This is a genomic window from Nonomuraea sp. NPDC052129, from assembly GCF_040680095.1.
Lineage (GTDB): Bacteria > Actinomycetota > Actinomycetes > Streptosporangiales > Streptosporangiaceae > Nonomuraea.
In genome coordinates, this window is the sequence record NZ_JBFAVX010000051.1 from 1 (window position 1) to 20,837 (window position 20,837).

21 protein-coding genes are annotated in these 20,837 nt (G+C 69.3%); 9 read left to right on the forward strand and 12 right to left on the reverse strand.

Features of this window, described 5'->3' with window-relative positions:
* Positions 1-396 precede the first annotated feature (396 nt).
* On the reverse strand, positions 397-1,815 hold the full coding sequence (locus AB0L53_RS55345; protein WP_364013891.1) for a S8 family serine peptidase: 1,419 nt from the start codon (positions 1,813-1,815) through the stop codon (positions 397-399).
* A gap of 1,650 nt (positions 1,816-3,465) precedes the next feature.
* Positions 3,466-3,855 carry a hypothetical protein gene (locus tag AB0L53_RS55350; protein ID WP_364013894.1) on the reverse strand — a complete coding sequence of 130 codons (390 nt, stop codon included), beginning with the start codon at positions 3,853-3,855 and terminating at the stop codon, positions 3,466-3,468.
* A gap of 253 nt (positions 3,856-4,108) precedes the next feature.
* Here AB0L53_RS55350 and AB0L53_RS55355 point away from each other — a divergent pair, with 253 nt between their 5' ends.
* Entirely contained in the window at positions 4,109-6,106 is a 1,998-nt protein-coding gene (locus AB0L53_RS55355; RefSeq protein WP_364013897.1) for a transposase, read from the forward strand.
* Between the two features lie 497 nt (positions 6,107-6,603).
* On the opposite strand, the gene AB0L53_RS55360 is transcribed toward AB0L53_RS55355, so the two are convergent.
* From AB0L53_RS55360 to AB0L53_RS55370, 3 genes are all read right to left on the reverse strand, one after another.
* On the reverse strand, positions 6,604-7,422 hold the full coding sequence (locus AB0L53_RS55360) for an NAD(P)H-binding protein (RefSeq protein WP_364013900.1): 819 nt from the start codon (positions 7,420-7,422) through the stop codon (positions 6,604-6,606).
* A 157-nt stretch (positions 7,423-7,579) separates the two neighbouring features.
* A complete protein-coding gene (locus AB0L53_RS55365) occupies positions 7,580-7,813 on the reverse strand; it encodes a hypothetical protein (RefSeq protein ID WP_364013903.1) in 234 nt (77 codons plus the stop codon).
* A complete protein-coding gene (locus AB0L53_RS55370) occupies positions 7,810-8,865 on the reverse strand; it encodes a LacI family DNA-binding transcriptional regulator (protein WP_364013906.1) in 1,056 nt (351 codons plus the stop codon). The genes AB0L53_RS55365 and AB0L53_RS55370 overlap by 4 nt, the downstream gene beginning before the upstream one ends.
* Positions 8,866-8,934: 69 nt before the next feature.
* Between AB0L53_RS55370 and AB0L53_RS55375 the strand changes: the two genes are divergently transcribed.
* Positions 8,935-9,909, forward strand: coding sequence for a nucleoside hydrolase (locus AB0L53_RS55375; protein WP_364013909.1), 975 nt, complete (start codon positions 8,935-8,937; stop codon positions 9,907-9,909).
* The gene (add, locus tag AB0L53_RS55380) at positions 9,906-10,850 is read left to right on the forward strand and encodes an adenosine deaminase (RefSeq protein WP_364013912.1); all 945 of its coding nucleotides are present in this window, start codon (positions 9,906-9,908) and stop codon (positions 10,848-10,850) included. Before AB0L53_RS55375 ends, add begins: the two co-directional genes overlap by 4 nt.
* Positions 10,851-10,863: 13 nt before the next feature.
* On the opposite strand, the gene AB0L53_RS55385 is transcribed toward add, so the two are convergent.
* On the reverse strand, positions 10,864-12,003 hold the full coding sequence (locus AB0L53_RS55385) for an NAD(P)/FAD-dependent oxidoreductase (RefSeq protein WP_364013915.1): 1,140 nt from the start codon (positions 12,001-12,003) through the stop codon (positions 10,864-10,866).
* Positions 12,004-12,117: 114 nt separating this feature from the next.
* On the opposite strand from AB0L53_RS55385, the gene AB0L53_RS55390 reads away from it, so the two are divergent.
* The 5 genes from AB0L53_RS55390 (at position 12,118) to AB0L53_RS55410 (ending at position 15,604) form a co-directional block, all read left to right on the forward strand.
* On the forward strand, positions 12,118-12,816 hold the full coding sequence (locus AB0L53_RS55390) for a TetR/AcrR family transcriptional regulator C-terminal domain-containing protein (protein WP_364013918.1): 699 nt from the start codon (positions 12,118-12,120) through the stop codon (positions 12,814-12,816).
* 154 nt (positions 12,817-12,970) lie between these two features.
* Positions 12,971-13,423 carry a CBS domain-containing protein gene (locus AB0L53_RS55395; protein WP_364013921.1) on the forward strand — a complete coding sequence of 151 codons (453 nt, stop codon included), beginning with the start codon at positions 12,971-12,973 and terminating at the stop codon, positions 13,421-13,423.
* Entirely contained in the window at positions 13,420-14,712 is a 1,293-nt protein-coding gene (locus AB0L53_RS55400; protein WP_364013924.1) for an ArsB/NhaD family transporter, read from the forward strand. Before AB0L53_RS55395 ends, AB0L53_RS55400 begins: the two co-directional genes overlap by 4 nt.
* Positions 14,713-14,888: 176 nt before the next feature.
* Complete coding sequence (locus tag AB0L53_RS55405) at positions 14,889-15,356, forward strand: ATP-binding cassette domain-containing protein (RefSeq protein ID WP_364013927.1); 468 nt, start codon at positions 14,889-14,891, stop codon at positions 15,354-15,356.
* Positions 15,278-15,604 (forward strand): hypothetical protein, encoded by a 327-nt coding sequence (locus AB0L53_RS55410; protein WP_364013930.1) that lies wholly within the window; start codon positions 15,278-15,280, stop codon positions 15,602-15,604. The genes AB0L53_RS55405 and AB0L53_RS55410 overlap by 79 nt, the downstream gene beginning before the upstream one ends.
* Here AB0L53_RS55410 and AB0L53_RS55415 read toward each other — a convergent pair.
* The 6 genes from AB0L53_RS55415 to crcB all read right to left on the reverse strand — a co-directional run bounded on the left by AB0L53_RS55415 (position 15,552) and on the right by crcB (position 18,832).
* A complete protein-coding gene (locus AB0L53_RS55415; protein ID WP_358543334.1) occupies positions 15,552-15,980 on the reverse strand; it encodes a DUF1232 domain-containing protein in 429 nt (142 codons plus the stop codon). The genes AB0L53_RS55410 and AB0L53_RS55415 overlap by 53 nt on opposite strands.
* Entirely contained in the window at positions 15,977-16,627 is a 651-nt protein-coding gene (locus tag AB0L53_RS55420; RefSeq protein ID WP_364013933.1) for a Chromate resistance protein ChrB, read from the reverse strand. The genes AB0L53_RS55415 and AB0L53_RS55420 overlap by 4 nt, the downstream gene beginning before the upstream one ends.
* Before the next feature lie 177 nt (positions 16,628-16,804).
* Positions 16,805-17,626, reverse strand: coding sequence for a sulfite exporter TauE/SafE family protein (locus tag AB0L53_RS55425; RefSeq protein ID WP_364013936.1), 822 nt, complete (start codon positions 17,624-17,626; stop codon positions 16,805-16,807).
* A 5-nt stretch (positions 17,627-17,631) separates the two neighbouring features.
* Complete coding sequence (locus tag AB0L53_RS55430) at positions 17,632-17,994, reverse strand: CrcB family protein (RefSeq protein WP_358543928.1); 363 nt, start codon at positions 17,992-17,994, stop codon at positions 17,632-17,634.
* Positions 17,995-18,002: 8 nt separating this feature from the next.
* Positions 18,003-18,356 (reverse strand): DUF190 domain-containing protein, encoded by a 354-nt coding sequence (locus AB0L53_RS55435; protein WP_364013939.1) that lies wholly within the window; start codon positions 18,354-18,356, stop codon positions 18,003-18,005.
* Positions 18,353-18,832 (reverse strand): fluoride efflux transporter CrcB, encoded by a 480-nt coding sequence (crcB, locus tag AB0L53_RS55440; protein ID WP_364013942.1) that lies wholly within the window; start codon positions 18,830-18,832, stop codon positions 18,353-18,355. The genes AB0L53_RS55435 and crcB overlap by 4 nt, the downstream gene beginning before the upstream one ends.
* Positions 18,833-19,192: 360 nt before the next feature.
* Here crcB and AB0L53_RS55445 point away from each other — a divergent pair, with 360 nt between their 5' ends.
* Entirely contained in the window at positions 19,193-20,686 is a 1,494-nt protein-coding gene (locus AB0L53_RS55445; RefSeq protein WP_364013945.1) for a phosphoesterase, read from the forward strand.
* The last annotated feature ends 151 nt before the right edge of the window (positions 20,687-20,837 follow it).

Consider the following 20,837-nt stretch of genomic DNA (forward strand, 5'->3'; position numbering starts at 1 on the left):
GAGTCGAACTCCCAGCAGCCCGCCGGCTGCGACCATCAGCCTGCCGTACTCGACGCAGCCGCGTAACCCCCGAGAGATTTACGCAGATGACCACTAAGCCTCAGAGGCCAGGCTCGCGGTAAGGCCCGGGTTCCGAGTCCGGATTCGCCTTCACGGGTATGTCGATTGCCTCCAGCCTGGCGGAGAGATCATGCGGCCCTCGGGCGTACACGACCTTCTCGCCTGGGCCGAGCGGCACCGGGTCAAGGTCACGTAGCGTGCAGCCGACTGCGGATAGTCTGGCCGCTAGGCTGTCCAGGTCGGTGTCGGCGGGCACCGTCAGAAGCCAATCCATAGTCAGCATCCCCTCATCGCGCGGCCCTCGGAGGGTACGGCGCCACCCTTGTGATCCAGCCCTCAAGCCTTCTCCCGCAGCATGTACGAATAGGATGCCGCCGCGTTCAGGATCCCGTGCCCGTAGTCGCGGTCCCAAGGCCTGCCCGTCGTGTTAACCAACCCGGCCAGCAGAGCCGCGCGCAGCTCCGCTGGGGTCAGCTCGGGAAACGCGGACAATAGCAGTGCCGCCACACCAGCCGCGACGGGCGTCGCCGCCGAGGTCCCGCTGTCGAAGGGCGCCTCCTCCGCCCCACCGGGACGGTCCGGCCCGAAGTTGCCGAAAAAGTGAGAGTACGCGGCGAAGTCCGGTTTGTTCGCCTCGAACATACCGGGCCCCTGGGAGGAGTACCCGATGCGCTCGTTTCGGCTGTTGACTGCGGCGACGGTGATGACCTCGACGAGACTGTTGGAGCCGTGGACGGATTTCCCCGGGCCGATACTGCTCAGGTCGCAGTTGGGAGTGGGGCACGGGGTACCGCAGTTTCCCGCGGCGAAGAACACTGCCGCGCCGGAGGCCACGACCTCGCGCACCTTGCGGTGGAGCGGGTGGTCGATGTCCCAGACCTCGTGCCTGGGAGCCTCCTCGCGGGAGGGTGCGCCGTAGAACCCGTAGCTGTTGGTGGTTAGGTGCGGGGTCCCGTCGACCCTCCGCTGGTCGAGTACCGCCTGGAACATCGCCAGGGCGCCGCCGGAGTTCGGCACGCCGAGGAAGGGGTAGTCGTACAGCCGGGCGGCGGGAGCTGCGAGGAGGACGTCAGCGGCGCACATGGAGCCGTGGCTGGTGACGGGGGCCGCGCCCGGCTGGAGTTCGGCTGCGGGACGGGCGAACCCGCCGGAGACCGGGTAGACCCCGCCGTTGACGCCTTCGTCGATGATGCCTACGGCGACGTTCTGCCCGCGGAAGCCGTCCTGCCATACTTTGGAGACCCCGAGCAGGGTCCGGATGACGTCGAGGGCGACCCCTGGCCGGAACGGCCTGCAGTCGGTTGCCACGCGCGAGCGGGCGAGGTCGAACGGCGCGAAGTCGGCGGCCTCCGCCGGGTCTAGCTCTCCCAGAATCTCCCAGTGCCCGTACAGGTACTGCCGCGAGTTCAGCCACACGGTGACACCGTCGCGTCCGCGCAGATCCTCCAGCCTGGTGTGGTCGACCTCCACGGGCATTACCACCGTGGTCGGGGCCATGTCTTCGTTCGTCTCCGAGGAGGCGAACTCTCTCAGCTCGGGCATCGGCTCGTAGGTTCCGTCCGCCGCTCGGTGGGCGGCGAACATCGGGACGGGCACCAGGTTCTCGTCCGGTTCGACGCCGAGTCCGGCGACCGCGTCCAGGACACGGTCCGCCTGGCCGTACGCTTCGGTTTCGGAGCCCAGCGCCGCGCGGAAGGCTCCGAAGCCCTCAACACGGGGCGCCTCGACCTCCAGAAGTACCTTGACCTTGGCCATCTCTGCTGTCCATTCCTAATCGGTCACATATGGTGACGTGGATGGTCTAGATATCGCCGCTTGTGATCTCGACCGGTCCCGGAGGGGCCACGGGGACAAGTAGCGCCTGGCGGGGACATCACGGTTGATCGGTGGTTCGCTGCGGGCTTCCTGTCTGTCCTTAACGATTTCTGCCTCGTTCTCCGCCAAACCCGCATGAGGGTTTCATCACCCGTCCCCCGGTGTAGCAGCATGCGGGCTACGTCTGCCGTACGGCCACGGAGCTATGAGGAGGCGGCCGGTATCGAACGTCCCAGGGGACTTCGCCGAGGGCTTCTCGTCGTCCTCCCCACACCTGTGGGGGGTGAGCCGGAAGCCGGAAGACGGCCAACTTCGTCGTCGCCGATCTCGATGGCCTGGTTCGCATCGTGAAACGCAGGCTAAAAAAAGATCAGGTACCGGTCGTATCTGCCCGATGGATTCCTTGCCGCGACCGGGTTGACCATAAACCATGGTGATCGCTGAAGTGGACCCTCCGAATACCACTAGAGTGGCCTTCAGAAAACGGGCGCAGGTCTTTCTGCCGCCCGAATTTTGTTCGGTTCACACGGCAACCTACGCCCGCTGTCTTTTGCGCCACATCTCGAACGCCATTCATGATCTTGAAGGTCACACTTGTTCGTTTACTTCTATGGTTGCCGCGGCGTATCGGCCTCATGTCCTGAACCGGGCACCATGCTCGTCAACGCAAATTTGCCCGGAGCCCTGCCGGTCGGTGCTGATATATTCAGCACCTGCCGAAACACTGTTGCAGGATACGTTCTCCTGCAACTGCTATGCTGACGCAGGCACCTGTTGGAAACCCCCAAAAAGTGCAGATGCTCAGGCATGCCTGAGCGGCAGTGCCGTTTGGGACGTGGACGGGGAGCCGGAAGCAGTGGCTTCCCATCCCTAGCGGAAGGTTCAGGCATACTCGGTTGTTTCGTACGGTGACGCTAATGCACCCAGCTGAGACACTGAGTTCACTTACTGACGTCAGGGAGATTTCACCATTCCCCTGCGGTTGCATTCCCGAGTGGTTTTCCCTTGCCGCCTCGAGGGCATGTTGGACTCCCCCTTCGTCAAACGAGTGGTAATCGGACTCGGATACGGACTCGGACATGGATATTCCTCCTTTGACGGGAAGCCGCTCGTTGATGTAAACGGCTATCGACTTAAATGGATCACCGTACGGGCCGATCGGATGATGCTCGCACGCGTCAGCATTATTCCCTGCCGCGAGTCGCCTCTAAACGGGTTGTTTCATGTGAGATCTAACGGTAAGAGGCGATAGGGTGAAACGGTTCTAAGTGCGAAAAATTACGCCAGAATCCGGCAAAAGACAGGAGAGTGAACGTGATTCGCCAACATTGTTTACCGGACTCACGATGATAACTTTAGGATTGAGCCATTGTCTGTAACGCTCAGTTGCTCTATGTGGTGCCGCCATGCGTCGGCGTACGACCTCATGTGCAGAGCCAGGTACGGGCAAACGGGCTCTGTCGCCGATCTTGTGACGCGAGCGGCTTCGATCGATGATCATTTCCGGGGTGGTTCCTGGATGCGTTGAGGGTCTCCTGCCTCATCTGGCAAGCGTGGTGGTGGAGCGGGTGGAACGAACAGCAGGCGTCGTTACGCGGCATGCCCGATCTCAAGCCGCGCCACCTGCTTCGGGGTGACCCCGACATGAGACTTGAACTGCGCGGCCAGGTGCTTGCCGCTCACCCCGGCGGCATCGCCTAGCGCATGGACCGGGACCACGCCGTGGGAGGTCTCCAACCGCCCGCCTGTGTGCTGGACCAGGTCGAGACCGCGCGACGGTGCCTCGGCGAATCGCGATCGCAGCTCCGCCTCCACTACCCGCAGTGTCTCGGTGGCCAATGCGATGTCGCCGACCTGGTTGCGAATCCGGTCCAAGGACCGTTGCCAGACGGCGTCGACCGGCACCCATCGGTTCCGCAGCTCGTTCGCCGGCATGTCGGCGAACGACGAAATCCCCCAAGGGTATGAACCGTTCTTCATGTTCGCTATGAAAACCTGGGATTCTGCTCTGGGCTCGTAGGCCGTGTTGTGCCGGTGGAATGTGATCCGCGGGATGGATCGGTATCCGGCGGGCGTGTATCGCTCACGTGTTCTACCCAAAGACCCCAACTCTTGGTAGCGTTGCGGTCGCACATCGTGGTGGCGGGGGTGGGCGGGGTGCGGGTTTGGCTTCAGGCCGTGCGGTACACGCGTCGATGCCGGCTGCTCATCCATGACCTGATGGGGGCGGTGGGTGAGTAGGCTCACCGCGACGGCCTCCTGCACCGCTTACGCGGCGGTGGTGGAGGCGAGCGGTGAGGTTGTTTCGCAGGGTCTGCTGGTGCGGCGGGTGGCCTGGTTGACCGCTCTGGCACGCGATGTGACCGCCCGTCTGGTGGTGGCCCGGTGGAATGCGGCTGATCTGGACGCTTTGGGGTCCGGGGTGGGGCTGGACGGGCGGGTGTTGCCGTCGAAGGGCTGGATGGCGCTGCGCAGGCTCGGCTGGGCCGCGAGCCCGCCCTCGGGCGTGTACGTCTGTGATCGGGTGATGCGGTGCGCCCAAGAGCAGGCCGCCCGCTTGTTGCGGCTGGCGTTGCACCGGCGCCGTCTGGTGGCGGCGATCGTGGCCACCTGGCCGCAGAATACGGGTGCACGTACGGGCGCCGAGTGGCAGGCGCTGCGTGCGCTGCTGCCGGACGGGGTGACGGCGGCCGACATCCGGAACCGGACCCGGCAGCTTCGCGCGTATCGCGACGAGCATGAGGTGTTGCCGGCCGATCTGACCGAGTTGGAGGAGCCGCCGAACGTTGCGGCGCAGGTGGTGCTGGCGGCGGCCGACCGGCAACTCATCACCCTGCAGCGCACCGGCGACGACGGCGCCCGGCTGCGGGTGCGGCTTCCGCTGGTCGAGTCGCCCGCGTCTTCTCGGGACTGGGCGTGGCATGTGGTACCGGTCGCGCTGCCGCCGACCGTGCCGGCTGAGGCGGCGTTGTGCGCCCCTACCGTGCGGGGGGTCAAGGGCCGGGTGCGGGTCGATCTGCCGTTCCAGATCCCGGTCGGCTTCGCGCCCGCTACCGGTCATCGCATCGGGTGCGGGTTCGACTGGGGCCTCAACGGGCTGCTGGTCGGCGTGACGGGGCGTCTGGCCGATGTGGCCGATGGCCGGGTGATGAGCGATGGGCGGCCGCTGATCTACGACGCGAGCGGCGTGTCGGCCAAACTGCACCGGCTGCGCGGCGAGCGTGAACACCTGGCCGCCAAGCACCGGCACCTGGAAAGGCTCCTAGCCGGGATCACGCCCGCCGATTCCCGCTACGCCACGCTGAGCGCCGTCTGCCAGACCCTCGGTGTCGAACATGAGCGGCTGTGCGCTCGCATCCGCAATCTGAACAAGGCACTGACCTGGTCGGCGGCGCGGTGGGCGGTCGATCAGGCCGCCGCCGCGGGGGCGACGGTCATCTATGTGGAGGATCTGGCCACCTTGGAGGCGCGCGGGCGCCGAGGCAGCGCGAATGCGCGACTGTCGGGGCAGGTGCGCGGCCGGATCGTCGAGGCGATCCGGCATCTGGCGGCCAAGTACGCCATCGCGGTGGTCACGGTCGCGGCGCGTGGGACCTCCCGGTACTGCCCCCGGTGCGGGGATGGCACGTCGGTGCTCCAGCATTGCCCGGCCCCGGACCGGCTCGCCGAGCGGGGCTGGAGGTGGGCCTACTGCCCGGCCTGCGGCCTGTCGTGTGATCGGGACCGGGCAGCGGCCGAGCGGATCGTCTCCCGCGGCCTGCTCGGCCAGCACGCCACCCGCACCCATCGTTCCACCGGGGCGCGCACCATCCACGCCATCGTGGAGGGGAATGTCGCCCGCGCCCGCCGCACTCGCAGGCCCACCCGGGCGGCCCGCCGCGCCCGCCGCACCCGAACCGATCTGCACCCCCGACCGGCAGCACGCGACAGAGCCAAGAGGCGCCCCACCCCGAAACGGCCCACCCGCACCCCGGCCAACCCGCGAAACAACTCGATGACGTCCAGCCGTGTGCCCGACCGGCGCACGGTGCCCGCCCCACCGCCCACCGGCGGCGGACAGCGTCCGGCGGGCCATGCACCCAAGCCGGGACGGCACCAGCCGTACCAGACAGGGCATGTCAGGAACTCTCACCATCGGACCGGCTTCCACCACGCCAAAGCCACCCCCGTGCTCACGCACAACGAGCACCGGGGCGGCCCAGGCCAGGCCACGCCCGTCCGAGTTGCCTGATTCCTTCAGAGAACCACAGAGAATTCAAGACGCTTGAAGTGCACCCCGACGAGTCGCACCCGTGCGGGGTACTCGACGAGGAAACGCCTGGTCCACACACCCATGAACCACCCGTCGGCGGCACCGAAGGGTCGGAGTCCCACAGGCGGGCGGGTTCGCCCAGGTTGACGAACAGGTGTGCCGACGGCATCGGCGGGATGTTCATCCGGCGGTGGCGCGGTACCCCGGTCAGTGAGTAGATGTCGTCGATGAACCGGTCGAGCGGCGGGGCGGGCACCCGGCCGAGGTATCGCATGGAGTCAGTGTGGCCGATGAGGGATCCATGATGTCGGACCGCTCTCCTGCCCCTCATCCGACTGAGCTTGGCCGGTAGAGGCCGGAAAGCACGGCCGCCCTGTCCCCGGACCGTCGAGCGGAGGTTTCCTCGCCGCCGTCCACACAGGCCGCTGACCACTCCCGGTCCTGCATGACCTGTCCGAGCAGGACCCTGAAGGTGGTCAGCGGAAGTCGGCAGCGTGGTCGCCCGCCCATTCCGCGAAGGTCTGGGCAGGGCGTCCGGTGAGTTTCTCGACGATGACGGAGGTCTCCGGGACGGTCTCGGCGCCGGTCGACCACGCGCCCATGATCGCCTCCACTCCCATCGCGGGCATCGTCCTGCCCAGGTCGGCCCGTGCCTGTTCGGGTGTGACCACCTCGATCGGGATCTCCCTGCCGATGGCCGCGCCGATGTGCCCGACCTGCTCGCGCAGGGTGAGCGCCTGCGGCCCGTACAACGTGTACGCCTGCCGCCCGTGCCCGCGCTCGGTCAGCGCCGTCACCGCGAGCGCGGCCATGTCGCGCTCGCTGACGGGAGCCGTCATCGCCTCCGGGTACGGCAGTCGCACCGCCTCCCCGCCCTTGATCGCCCGCGTCCACCACCATCGGGCGTTGGTCGCGAACATCCCCGGCCGGAGGAAGGTCCAGGACAGCCCGGACTCCTCCAGGGCCGACTCCACGATGCGATGGTCCCGCGCGATCGGATTACGGTCGGCGCCGGGCTGCACGACCGCCCCGGACGAGAGCAGCACCACGTGCCGCACCCCCGCCGTAAGGGCAGCCGTCACGAAACCGGCGATGCCCGCGGGCTTGGCATAGAGGAAGACCTGCGAGGCGCCTTCCAGCGCGGCGGACAACGTTTCCGGCGCGTCCAGATCCGCCGCTATGTGGGAGCTGTCCGGCGTCCTGCTCGTCAGCCGGACCGGCCTGCCCAAAGCGGTCAGACCTGCGGCGACATGGCGGCCGACACTCCCCCGGGCGCCGAAAACAACCGTGACCATTGTGTGGGGCCTCCCCTGAACCTCGGTGAGCATGCCATCCCTTTGGCGACATGCCGCACATACTACTCAATCAATTAATTGAATGAACCTTCGCGTCGGAGTATGGGACGAGGTGGACGCCCGGACCCGTGAGCAACCTTCCCCAGGCGAAGTGTGATCACGCCGGAGGATGTGCACTCAGCCAGGCTGCCGCTCTGCGCGCTGACGCACGGGACAGCCACGCGTCCTGGACCACCTCGGCCAGCTCGTTGCGGGTGAGTTCACCGATCCGGCCGGCCCGCAGGAGTACCGACGGGTGACCGTTGAAGTGCGCGGTGGTGAAGAACTGCGACGCCTCGTCCTGCACCAGCGCCTGCTTGTCCGCCTCGGACTCGACCCAGAAGACGATCACATCCGGATAGCGTTCCCCGGTTTCGGGGTCGACCGCATCCGGCCGTGGGTTGCGGAAGAAGCCGCACAGCCGCAGCTGCGCCTGACGACCAACGGGGCATGCGCGGCAAGCGCCTCGGAAATATCGCCGAACAGCAGCTCGACGGCCTGCTCCGCCATGGCCCGCAGCGGCTGTTGGGTAACGGTCAGCGCCGGAGCGGTGTGGGCGCTCTCCGGCGTACCGTCGAGGCTGATCAGCGCCAGCCGGTCGGGGACCGCAAGCCCGCGGGCCCACGCCCCGGACAGGACCCCGATGGCGTGCTCGTCCGTGGCGGTGATCAAGGCGCGCGGCATGGTCCCTTCGGCGATGAGGTGGCGGGTCAAGGCGTCCGCGGCGCCGCGCGAGTAGTCGCAGCGCAGGAGTACGGCGTCCGGATCGCCGGACACGGCCGTGGCCCAGGCCTCGCGGCGCACTCCCACGGGTCCTTCATCGGTGGGGCCGGACAGGAAGGCGAGGCTCCGGTGCCCGTGCCGGCGCAGGTGTCCGACGGCTTCGCGCACGGCGGCCTGGTTGTCGGCCGCCACCACCTGTCCGTGCCCGCCGGCGTGCCCGTGATGGACGTACACGGCCGGTACGCCTGCCGCCTCAGCCTGGGCCGCCACATCTCCCCCGCCGTCCGCGGCGACGATCACCAGCCCGTCGACCTGGGCGGCCAGGAAACGTTCGGTGAGATGCCGCTGGCGATCCGCTGAGTATCCGGCGTTGCCGACCAGCGTGAGGCGGTCGCGCTTCTCGAGCGCTTGCTCGATGTGTCTGGCCAGGGCGCCGAAGTAGGGATTGGACGCGTCGGCCAGCACCAGGCCGACCACGCCCGTCGTACGCGAGCGCAGTGCCCTGGCAATGCGGTTGGGCCGGTAGCGCAGCTCGGCCGCGGCCGCCAGGACGCGTTCGCGCGTCGCGGCGGCGACGGGACGCGGACCGTTGTTGATCACGTAGCTCACCACCGCCGTGGAGGTCCCCGCTCGGCGGGCGACATCGGCGAGCGTGATGGGCTTGTCTGCGCGTTTCGTCATAGCAGTTTACATTCTGCCATCTAATCGATTAGATAGCCGTGGTCTAACCGATTAGATGAAAGGTGAGCAGTGTCGGCTCTTCCCTTGATCATCGACACCGACACCGGGTCGGACGACGCGGTGGCGCTGCTGCTGGCCGCCGCCAGCGGTCTGGGCGACATCCGCGCCGTGACCACGGTGGCGGGCAACGTACCCCTGGCGACGGGGACCCGCAACGCGCTCTTTTCCCTGCAAGTGGCCGGGCGCGTCGACATCCCCGTCCACCCGGGATGCGAACGTCCGATGACACGTCCGCTGTCCACCGCCCAGCAGGTGCACGGCCAGGACGGGATGGGCGACATCGGCTTACCCGACCCGCTGCGGCTCGCCGAGGAGCGGCACGCCGTCGAGGTCCTGCTGTCCTCCCCGCGCGATCACCCCGGTGAGCTGACGCTGGTCACGCTCGGCCCGCTCACCAATCTCGCGGCCGCGCTGGTCCGCGACCGCGATCTGCTGACCCGCTACCGGCATGTGTACTGCATGGCCGGCGCCGCGGACCTGAGCGGCAACATCACGGCCACCGCCGAGTTCAACGCCTGGGCCGACCCCGAGGCGGCCCGGGTGGTGTTGCGGAGCGCCACGCCCGACAAGGTGACCTGGATCGGCTGGGACGTCTCCCGCCGGGACGCCGTCATGACGCCCGAGGACCAGTCCCGGCTGGAGCGAATCGGTACCCCGATGGCCACCTTCGCCCACCGCGTGAACCGTACTCTCGCCGACTGGGCCCGCGACGTCACCGGCCTGGCCGGCTATGACCTCCCTGACCCCATCGCCATGGCCGTGGCACTGCGGCCCGAACTGATCACTGAACGGGAGCGGGCCCATGTGGACATCGCCCTCGGCGACGAGACCCGCGGCCAGTTGATCATCGACCGCCGCCGCGCCGCCCCGCCGCCCAATCTGACGCTGGTCCGCCGGGTCAATGAAGCCGGCTTCAAGGACCTGCTGTTCACCACCTGCGCCGGAATCCACCAAAGCCGATATGACCTGAAAGAGCACCAATGATCGCCGCTTCCGTACCGCGTCACGAACTGCACTGTCACCTCGACGGATCGGTACGCCCCGGCACGGTCGCCGACCTGGCACGCCACCAGGGCATCGCCTTGACCGCCCCCGTCGAGCGGCTGGTCACGGCACCCGCCTCCTGCGGCAGCCTGACCCGCTTCCTCACCTACATCGACCTGCCGCTGCGAGTACTCCAGACCCCCGACGCCCTCCACCGGGCCGCCCGCGAGCTGGTCGAAGACTGGAGCGCCGACGGCGTGGTCTATGGCGAGGCGCGCTTCGCCCCGCAGTTGCACGGCCATCGCGGCATGACTCAGGACGAGGCGGTCCAAGCGGTCTCCGAGGGGCTGGCGGCGGGGCGGCAGGGCACCGGCGTACGCACCGGGCTGCTGCTCTGCTGCCTGCGACACCAGACGCCCGAGGAGAGCCTCGCCGTCGCCGAGACGGCGCTGCGGCACCGCGACAAGGTGGCCGGACTCGATCTCGCGGGCGATGAGCGACTCCACCCCGCTACCCCGCACCGGGCCGCCTTCGATCTCGCTCACGCGGCGGGACTCCCCTGCACGGTCCATGCCGGTGAGGCGGCGGGCGCCGACAGCATGTGGGAGGCGATCGACGTGCTCGGCGCGCGCCGGATCGGCCACGGCGTCAGGTGCGCCCGCGAGCACGCGCTCCGCGAGCGGCTGCGGCGCGACGGTATCGCCTTGGAGATGTGCCCGACCAGCAATGTACTGACCGGCGCGGTCTCCAGCCTCCAAGCGCATCCCGCGGCCCGGCTCCTGGCCGACGGGCTGGCCGTCACCATCAGCACCGACGCGCGCACCACCTCGGGGACCACCCTGTCCCAGGAGTTCGACCGTCTGCGCGCGGCGGCCGGGTGGACGGCTGAGCAGGAGCGGTTCGCGCAGGATCACGCGGCCGCCGCGGCCTTCGCCCCGTGATCGACGGTGTGGCTCAGGGCTTGGGATCACCGTTGACGAGGTCGATGAGTCCGAACGGTGCGCGGTCGCCGAGGCAGAGGTCCAGCATCTCGTGGGCGTCGGCGTAGAAGCCCTCGGTACGCGGGAACAGCTCCTTCTCGTAGGCGGTGAGTGCCGCTTCGACGTCGCCGGGGTGCGCGGCGATCGCCTTGGCGAGTTCGGCGCCGTCGAACATCGCCAGGTTCGCGCCGTCTCCTGACGGCGGCATCAGGTGCGCGGCATCGCCGAGGAGCGTCACCCCGGGCACGCGATCCCATCGGTGTCCGTCCGGGAGCGTGTGGATCATGCGCGCGACCGGAGCGGTCTCGCCGTCGGTGATCAGCGCGGTGAGTTCCGGCGCCCACCCGTCGAACTCGGCCGCGACCCGAGCGGTCACGGCGGCGGCGTCGGTGAAGTCGAGGTCGACGATCCACTCTGCGGGGCGGTTCAGCTCGACGTACGTGTGCAGGATGTTCCCCGCCTCGCGATGCGCGATGATCCCCTTTCCCGGGGTCAGCGCGTACATCGCGCCGGCACCGACCGCCTCGGCCGTCGCGGGGTGCCGCTCGTCGGCGTCGTAGAGGTAGGTGTCTATGAACGTCGTGCCGATGTACTCGGGCTCGGCGTCGGACAGCAGCGGGCGGATCTTCGACCAGGCGCCATCGGCACCGACGAGCAGGCCGCTGGTCACGCTCGCGCCGTCGGCGAAGGTCAGCTCGTGCCGGCCATCGCCGAGGGGCCGGACACCGGTGACCTTGCGCCCCCACTTGACCGTCTGGCCGGGCAGGGAGTCGAGCAGGATTCGGCGCAGGTCTCCGCGGAGCACTTCGGGACGCCGCGCCTTGCCATCATCCGGGGCGTCGAACAGCAGCTTGCCGTGCTGGTCGAGCACGCGCAGCGCCTCAGCGCCTTCGTGGATGATCGCGCGGAACTCGGCGGTGAGACCGGCGTCGGCGAGCGCGCGCTGCCCGTCGTCCTCGTGGATGTCGAGCTGGCCGCCCTGCGTACGGGACTTCGCCGAGGGGTCGGCCTCGTAGACCGTCGCGGGGATGCCGTGGACGTGCAGGACCCGGGCGAGGGTCAAGCCGCCGAGGCCGGCGCCGACGATGGCGATCGGGGGGTGGCTGGTGTTCATGGGCTTCCTCGTTCCCGTACGGGCGGAGCGCCGGGCGGCTGCCCGGACGCCTATATGGATCGGCGTTCCATAAGTAATATGGAACGCCGGTCCAGGATGTGTCAAAATGAGGTCATGCCACGGACACGCGGAAGAGCACCCACCGGGGGACGCGCCGGCGCCCTTTCGCGAGAGGTGATCGTCGACGCGGCCGTCACGCTGCTGGACGAGCACGGCGAGCGGGGACTCACCTTCCGGCTGCTGGCCAAACAGCTGAACACCGGACCCGGCGCGCTTTATTGGCACATGACGAACAAGGACGAGCTCGTCGCCCTGGCCGCCGATCAGGTGCTCGGCCACGCCTTCGCCGCGGTTCCGCGTCTCGAGGAAGGCGCCGGCGCCGGGCTGCGCGCGCTCGCCATCGCCGTCTTCGATGCCCTCGATCGGCATCCGTGGGCGGCCTCCCACGTCACCGCGCCGGCCACGCTGGCGAACGCGCTGCGCCTGCTCGACCGCATCGGCACCCTTGTCGCACGGACCGGGCTGCCCCCCGAACGGCATTTCGCGGTCTCCACCGCGATCTCCTACTACATCACCGGCGTCAGCGCCCAGATCATCACCCCACGCGCCACCCTCGACGCGGCCACCAGCCGGGACGCCTACCTCGCGCAGACCGCCGAAAGCTGGGCGGAACTCGACCCCGCCGACTACCCCTTCCTGACGCGCACCACCACGGACCTGCGCGAGCACGACGACCGCGACCAGTTCATCACCGGCCTCGACCTGCTCCTGGACGGCCTGAACACGACCGCGGCCCCGCGCCCGCCCGCGTGATGCCGCGCTTCAGGCGATGCGGAGTCGACCATGGCACCTCCTCCCCGGCCTGTGCGATCTTGACGGCTCTTGATACGTTTCCTACAGGTGCGCCGGGAAGTCTGGTCGGCAGGTCCTTGTCTCGTTGACCCCGAAGTCCCGTTGATCCCGAAGGATGTGCCCGGTGCGTGCCCACGACCTGCTCGCCGCTTTTCCCGTGGTCGGTCTCGACTCTCCCGTGATCGATGCGGCCAGGATGCTCGCCGAGCAGGATCTGCCCGGCATCATCGTGGTGGATGACGACGGCGCGCCGTTCACGATCCTGCCCGGCACCCAGGTGCTGCGGCTGGCCGTGCCCGGCTATTGCCAGGATGATCCGGCGCTGGCCCGGGTGGTGGACGAGGCGCACGCCGACGCCTTCCTGAACGCGCTGGAGGGCCGCACCATACGCGAGGTCCTGCCACGAGACCGGCGCGAGTTGCCGGTCACCGACCCCGATGCCACCGTCCTGGAGCTGGCCGCGTTGATGGCCCGCACCCACAGCCCGCTGGTCGCGATCGTCGCCGATGGGCGCCTGCTGGGCGCGGTGACTCTGCAGGCGCTGCTGGACCGGGTGCTCGCGGCGTGAATGTGCTGGCTTGGGTGAGCGTGGCGGTGTTCCTGGCCGCGTACACATTGATCGCCACCGAGAAGGTCCACCGGGTCGCCGCCGCGCTCGGCGGCGCCGGGATCATGCTGGCCGTCCACGCCACGGGCGCGAAGGCGGCGTTCTTCTCCGAGCACACCGGGATCGACTGGAACGTCATCTTCCTGCTGCTCGGCATGATGGTCATCGTCGGCGTACTGAAGGAGACGGGCGTCTTCGAGTACCTGGCGATCTGGGCCGCCAAGCGCGCTCGCGGGCGGCCGTTCCGGCTGATGGTGCAGCTGGTGCTGATCACCGCCGGCGTGTCGGCGCTGCTCGACAACGTGACAACAGTGCTGCTGATCGCGCCGGTGACCTTCCTGGTGTGCGAGCGGCTCGCCGTCAACCCGGCGCCGTTCCTGATCGCCGAGGCGATGGCCTCCAACATCGGCGGCACGGCCACTCTGGTCGGCGACCCGCCGAACATCATCATCGCCAGCCGTGGGGGCCTGAGCTTCAACGACTTCCTCCTTCACATGGCACCCATGGTCATCGTGCTGATGGCGGTGTTCGTCGGGCTGTGCTGGCTGATGTTCGGCCGCTCGTTCCGCTACGACCCCGAACGCGCCAGCGAGATCATGGCGCTGGACGAGCGGGAGGCGATCGCCGACCACAGGCTGCTGTGGCAGTCGCTGGCCGTGCTGGCGCTGGTGATGGCGGCGTTCGTGCTGCACCCCGTGCTGCGCTACGAGCCGTCGGTGGTCGCACTGCTCGGCGCGGGCGTGCTGGTGGCCGCGACCAAGGTGACCACCGAGCAGGCCATCGCCGAGGTGGAGTGGCCCACGCTGGTGTTCTTCGCCGGGCTGTTCGTCATGGTCGGCGCGCTGGTCGACACCGGCGTCATCGGCCGGCTGTCCCAGGCCGCCGCCGCGGCGACCGGCGGACAACTGGAACTGGCCACCATGGGCATCCTGGGCGCCTCGGCCGTGCTGTCGGCCATCGTCGACAACATCCCCTACGTGGCGACGATGAGCCCGATCGTGTCCGACCTCGTGCAGGCAAGCGGCGGCAACGGGCCCGGACAGGTGCTGTGGTGGGCGCTGGCCTTCGGCGCCGACCTGGGCGGCAACGCCACCGCCGTCGGTGCCGCCGCCAACGTGGTCGTGCTCGGCATCGCCGCCCGTAACGGCACTCCCATCAGCTTCTGGCAGTTCACCAAGTACGGCCTGATCGTCACCGCGGTCACCGTCACGCTGGTCGCCCCTTACCTGTGGCTGCGCTACCTCATGTGACAAGTCCGGCAGCGCCACTATTCGGGGTGAACCGAGAGGGGTACGTTGGCAGCAGGTGAGCCGGGAAGTCTGGTCGGCACGTCCACTCCGTATCGAGTGAAGGATGTGCCCGTGTGCCCCCGAAACCCGTACCCCCACGACTTGATGACGGCGCCTCTCAGCCCGCGCCCCCGGCCATGAGCGCGGCAACCCCGGTCATCGAGATCGCTCACCTCAGCAAGCGCTATCGCGACGTGGCAGCCGTCGACGACGTCAGCCTGCGGGTGCAGGCGGGACAGATCTACGCCCTGCTCGGTCTCAACGGCGCCGGCAAGACCACCCTGATCCGCATGCTGCTCGGCATGATCGCACCCACCGCCGGTGGGGTACGGGTCCTGGGCGCCGACGTCACGGCCGGCGACCGCACCGCCTGGGCCAAGGTGGGCTACCTGGTGGAAGAGGCCGCCGCCTACCCCGAGCTGACCGTACGCGAGAACCTGGAGGTGGTCCGCCGGCTGCGCCGACTACCTGGCAACGCGAGATCCGCGCCCTGCTCACCGACCTGGCCCACCAGCACGGCACCACCGTGTTCCTGTCCAGCCACCTGCTGGCCGAGGTCGCCCGCCTGGCCACCCGCATCGGCATCCTGCACCACGGCCGCCTGATCGGCGAACACGACGCCGACCACCTGGACCGGCACCGCCGCCGCCACGTGCGCCTGGCCACCCGCGACGACCACGCCGCCTGCGCGGTGCTCCGCGCCCACGGCTACCGCCCCGAGCTTGGGCCGGCCGGCCTGCTGCTCACCGATTCCCGCGCCCTGCCCGCGGTCGGCAGGATGCCACAGGCTCTCGCGAGACTCAGGACGCCGAGCCGCGCTCGGCCAGGCCGGTCAGGCGGCACAGCGCGGTGAACCCGTCCTCGGTGCCGGGCCAGTGGCGGCGCACCGCCTGCAGCCCGGCGCGGCGGACCACCGAGCGCAGCACCGCCGTGACGATGATCGCGTCGTCGGCGTAACCCAGGACCGGGATGAAGTCGGGCACAAGATCGAGAGGCATGGCCAGGTAAGCCAGCAGCAACCCCAGACGTACCCGCACCCCGCGTGGCAACTCACGGTCGGCGGCCAGGCGGCGCACCAACCGCAGCACGTCGGGCAGCAGGCGCAACGCCTCGCGCAGCAGCCCGCCGCGCGGCCGGAGGACTGCCAGCGCCGCGATCAGCGCCAACCAGGTGACCAGCAGCGCGACGGCGATCCCGATCAGCAGATCCCATCCCCACCAGCCGGTCATGACCGCTCCCCCGTTCCGTTCTCCGCCACGCGGAGACCGCTCTCGGTGGCGGGCACCTCGGACGCGGCCCGCGCCCCCACGGTGAGACCGCTCTCCGTGGCCGGTGACTCGGCCGCGAGCGCGTCCTGCTCGAAGGCGGCCAGGTCGGCCGCGGCCTCCTCGACCCCGGCTCGCGCCGCCGCGCCGGCCGGGGCGGCGAAGTAGTCGCGGGCGGCGATCTTGGCCAGCCAGGAGCGGAAGCGCTCCAGGTCGGCCTCCGACTCCTCGACCTCGGCGTAGGTGGCCCTGCCGCGCTCCCGCTCGCGCGCCAGTTCCTGCCGGAAGGCGGGCAGGCGCTCCAGTACTTCGGCGTACTCGGCGTCTCGGGCGGCGTTGAACTCGCCGGTGACCTGCCGCTCCTCGGCCTGATCGGTCAGCGCCACGTGCAGGAGGCGGCCGGTGCCGCCCTGCTGACGTACCCGGTCGAGCAAGCGGCGCACCTGGCGCAGGGTCTGCTCACGTTCAGGCAGCAGGCATACCGACTGCTGCAGATACAGCGCGCCCAGCGAGCGCAGCTTGCGCCACACCTGCACCCGCAGCGTGGGGGCGGCTCCCGCCGTGGACACGCTGATCAACAACCAGCCCTGCTCGTCCGCGCTCTCCGTCACGCGCCCATGTTACATCCGTAACAATCGGCGGCAACGAATAGCTCCGGCGAGATGAGGTCCGGCGTCACGGCTGGCTCTCCCTGATCGCCGATTCGCATCACCGCCGCCATTCGCGGCCATTCGCGGCCAGGCCGACACCAGCCGTTGAAAGCCGCCACCACGAGAATCCGCCCCAGGTCAGAGACCGATCAGCAACAACACGCCGGCCACCACCAGCCCGGCCTCCACCGCCACGACGAACACCCCGTCGCTGACCCGGGCGACGATCTTCTTGCCCAGCCAGGCGCCGGCCAGCGTGGCCGGGGTCAGGGCCGCGCCGTAGGTCAGGACGCGCCAGCCGAGCAGATCTCCGGCACCATAAGCGGCGATCTTGGCCAGGTGCATGACCAGGGCGCTGGCCGCTTCGGTGCCGATGTAGGCGGCTCGCGTCAGGCCGTACGCCAGGAAGAACGGCGCGGTGAGCGGTCCGACCGAGCCCAGCAGCGCCGAGCCGAGACCGGAGGCCGCCCCGACCGCCGCGAAGACCGGGTCGGCCGGCGAGCGGGGATGGGGGCGCAGGCGCCGCCAGGCGACCACGACCAGCAGGAATACGCCCAGCAGCCGCTTGAGCGGCCCCAGCGGAGCGTGCGCCAGCAGCAGGCCGCCGGCCACGGCCAGCGGGACGGCACCGAGGGCGAACCAGCCCACCAGCGACCAGCGCAGCTCACGCCGGTTGAACACGACGCGAGAGCCGTTGCTGGCCAGTTGGGCCAGCGTCAGCATCGGCACCGCCACGCGTAACCCGAACAACGCGGTGAAGACCGGCAGCAGCAGCACCCCACCACCGAACCCGGCCACCGCCGAGACCACCGCCAGCACGAACGCCGCCGCGCACGCGGCGGCCAGCGTCGGCGCGAACCTGGCATCGATCACCGACGTCAGCGCGAACGTGCCGTCGATCACCGACGTCGGCACGAACGCCGCATCCGAGGCCGACGCGTACACGGCATCGATCACCACCGGGCTCAGCCCGTCACTGCATGGGCCAGCGCGAAGCCGAACACGCCCGCGCCCAGGCCGCCGGCCACGCTGGCCACCACATTGGCCCAGGCGACGAAGCGAGCGCCGTCCTGGGCCAGCCGCAGGGTCTCATAGCTGAAGGTGGAGTAGGTGGTCAGCGCGCCGCAGAACCCGGCGCCGGCGAAGGCCAGCACCGCGCCGTCGGCGGGCAGTCCGGCCAGGAAGCCCAGCAGCGCCGATCCGGCCAGGTTGACGCTGAAGGTGCCCCACGGGAACAGGGAATCGTGGCGCGCCTGGACGAACCGGTCGGCCAGGTAGCGCAGCGGCGCGCCGATCGCCGCGCCGAGAACGACCAGCGCCACTGTCAGCGGGCCGCTCACCGGGCCTGCCCGCTGCTGGGGCGGCCGACGTAGCGGATCACCTCGACCTCGTCCAGGATGACCAGACCCTCAGAGATCAGCTCGTCCAGCTGTGGCAGGAAGGCCCGGATCCGTTCGGCGGCATCGACGATGACGACCGACACCGGCAAGTCCCCCGACAGCGACAGGATGCGTGAGGTGTGGATGTGGTTGGAGGCGCCGTAGCCCTCCATGCCGCGAAACACGCTCGCCCCGGCCAGCCCGGCCGCATGCGCACGGTGGACGATCTCGTGATACAGCGGCTTGTGGTGCCAGGAGTCGGTGTCGCCGACGTAGATGGTCAGCCGTAGCGCCGCTCCGGTCAGTTTCATGCCCGCCTGCTCCTTCCGGCGCACCAGCGGGCCGCGGCGCTGCCCGCCCACACCGCGGTCAAGGCCAGCACGGGGGTCAGCGCCAGGTACGCCAGCGCCATGCGAGCGGCGTCGTCCGCCAGCAGCTGGCTGGTCTCCAGGATGTACGTGGAGAAGGTGGTGAACCCGCCCAGCACGCCGACGCCCAGCAGCGGGCGCACCCATCCGGGCGCGGACCAGACCTCGGTGATGGCCACCATGAGCACTCCGATCAGCAGACACCCGACGGTGTTGATGGCCAGCGTCGTCCACGGAAAGGCCCCGGCCTGGCGCGGAAAGGCCACGCCCAGGCCGTAGCGGGCCAGCCCACCCGCCGCGCCGCCGAGCGCGATCACCCCCAGCGTCGCCCACGGAGCCCGGCGCAGCTCGGCCCGCTGGGCGGCCACGCGCAGGTCGACATCGGCGTCCACGGGACGCTCCGTTTCGGGACGGGACATGAAGATCCTCCTACCAGCAGCACAAAACAACCTCTGGTAGGGACCGTTGGCGGCTGGGTGCCACGGTTACCCGCCACCGGATCGGCGGCGAGGCGGTGGGCCCCACCACCGCGACCTCCTCCAAGGAGGTTCCCTCAACTATACCGATCGGCCCGAACAGGACCTGGCGGCGACCTCTCGGGCCTGCCCCTTTCAGCGTCGACAACGGCCGTCCTCGCACCAGCGGCCCCGGGTTCGGGCGGGTTCCGGATGGGATCAACGCAGTGTTCTTGCTCGTCCCGAGCGGCGTTCACATGGCGTTCAGCCGGCTCTTCGAGGCTTGCGGGTCGGCACCCTACCTGCACCGCGAAAGGCTTCATCGTGAGGAACAACAAGGACGAACAGGCCGAGTCGGCCGGGCTTTCCCGGCGGCGGCTGGTCAAGTACGCCGGTGTCGGGGCGACGCTGGCCGCCGCGGCACCCCTGGTGGGCGGCACCGCCGCGCAGGCCGACGACGAGCGCTCCTTCGGCAACGGCGCCGCCAACGGCCGGATGTGGCGGGCGGGCGATCATCATGTGCACTCCGAGTACAGCGGTGAGTTCGACACCAAGACCAACCCGCCGACCTTCCACAAGGGCGCCGACGCTGTCTACCCGATCGTCACCAACGCGATCATGGCCAAGTATTTCGGGTTGACCTGGGCGATGTGCACCGACCACGGCGGCCCGACGCATTCCAAGGTGAACCTGGAGCAGGCTTACCCCGACCTGCTGCGCTCGCGCGTGCTCGTACCCGAGGTCCTGCAGTTCTGGGGCATGGAGTTCGACGCGCCGGCGCTGGACCACCACACATTGATGATCCCGCACCACGCCGACGAGGCGCAGCAGCTGTTCGAGCTGGAGAGTCGCTTCGCCAAGCACGACGCCTTCCCGGCCGACGCCGGCCGCGACACCGAGGCCAAGATGGTGGAGTTCCTCAAGGCCGCCCGCGACATGCGGCAGAAGCCGCTGGTGATCGCACACCACGCGGCGCGGTCGGCGACCGGGCTCGGCGTGTGGGGGCAGGACACTCCGCGCGAGTTCCGCAACGGCAACAACACCGCCCCCGACGTGTACGTGGGATTCGAGGGCGCCCCTGGCCACCAGGCCGGCCCGCTGAACGGCGGCGCCCGCGGCGGGTACGGCAACCACCCCACCTACGGCGGCTTCGACCAGATGACCGCGCGGGTCGGCGGCCTGTGGGACTCCCTGCTGGGCGAGGGCCGGCACTGGTGGATCACGGCCACCTCCGACTCGCACGTGCACTGGACCCGCGGCGGTTCGGACTTCTGGCCGGGCGAGTACAGCAAGACGTACGTGATGGCCCGCCAGGACTACGGCGACATCATGGACGCCCTGCGCAACGGCCGCATCTTCGTCGCCACCGGGGACCTGATCACCGCTCTCGACGTCACCGCCGGCAACCAGGGCCGCCAGGCCACCGTGGGCGAGACGCTGGTGGTCAACCGGCGCAACCGCACCGACGTCGAGGTCGAGATCCGGTTCCGGCCGCTGGAGGGCAAGAACGGCAACGGCGACCGCCCGGAAGTGCGGCGCGTCGACCTCATCACCGGACAGGTGAGCGGCGTGAGCGCCAACCTGGACGCCGACACCAACCCCACCACCAAGGTCGTGGCGCGCTTCGGCCCGGGCGACTGGCGCCGGCAGGGCCGGGACTATGTCATCCGGCACACGCTGCGCGACGTGCAGACCGACAGCTACCTGCGAGTACGCGGCACCAGCACCGACGAGATGGAGCCGGCGGCCGACGGCAAGGAGAGCCCGTGGCAGGACCTGTGGTTCTACTCCAACCCCGTTTTCATCCGCGTCCGCTGACCCGCTAGCCCCGCCAGCCCGCTGATCTGGGGCGGTCCCGAGTACCACGCGGGGCCGCCCTCTCTTCGCACCAAGCGTGGCGCCGGGGGTCTTTCAACTGGGGGTCTTTTCAACGGTACGGGGCCGGGTTACGTTCGCGTTCGGCGAGACT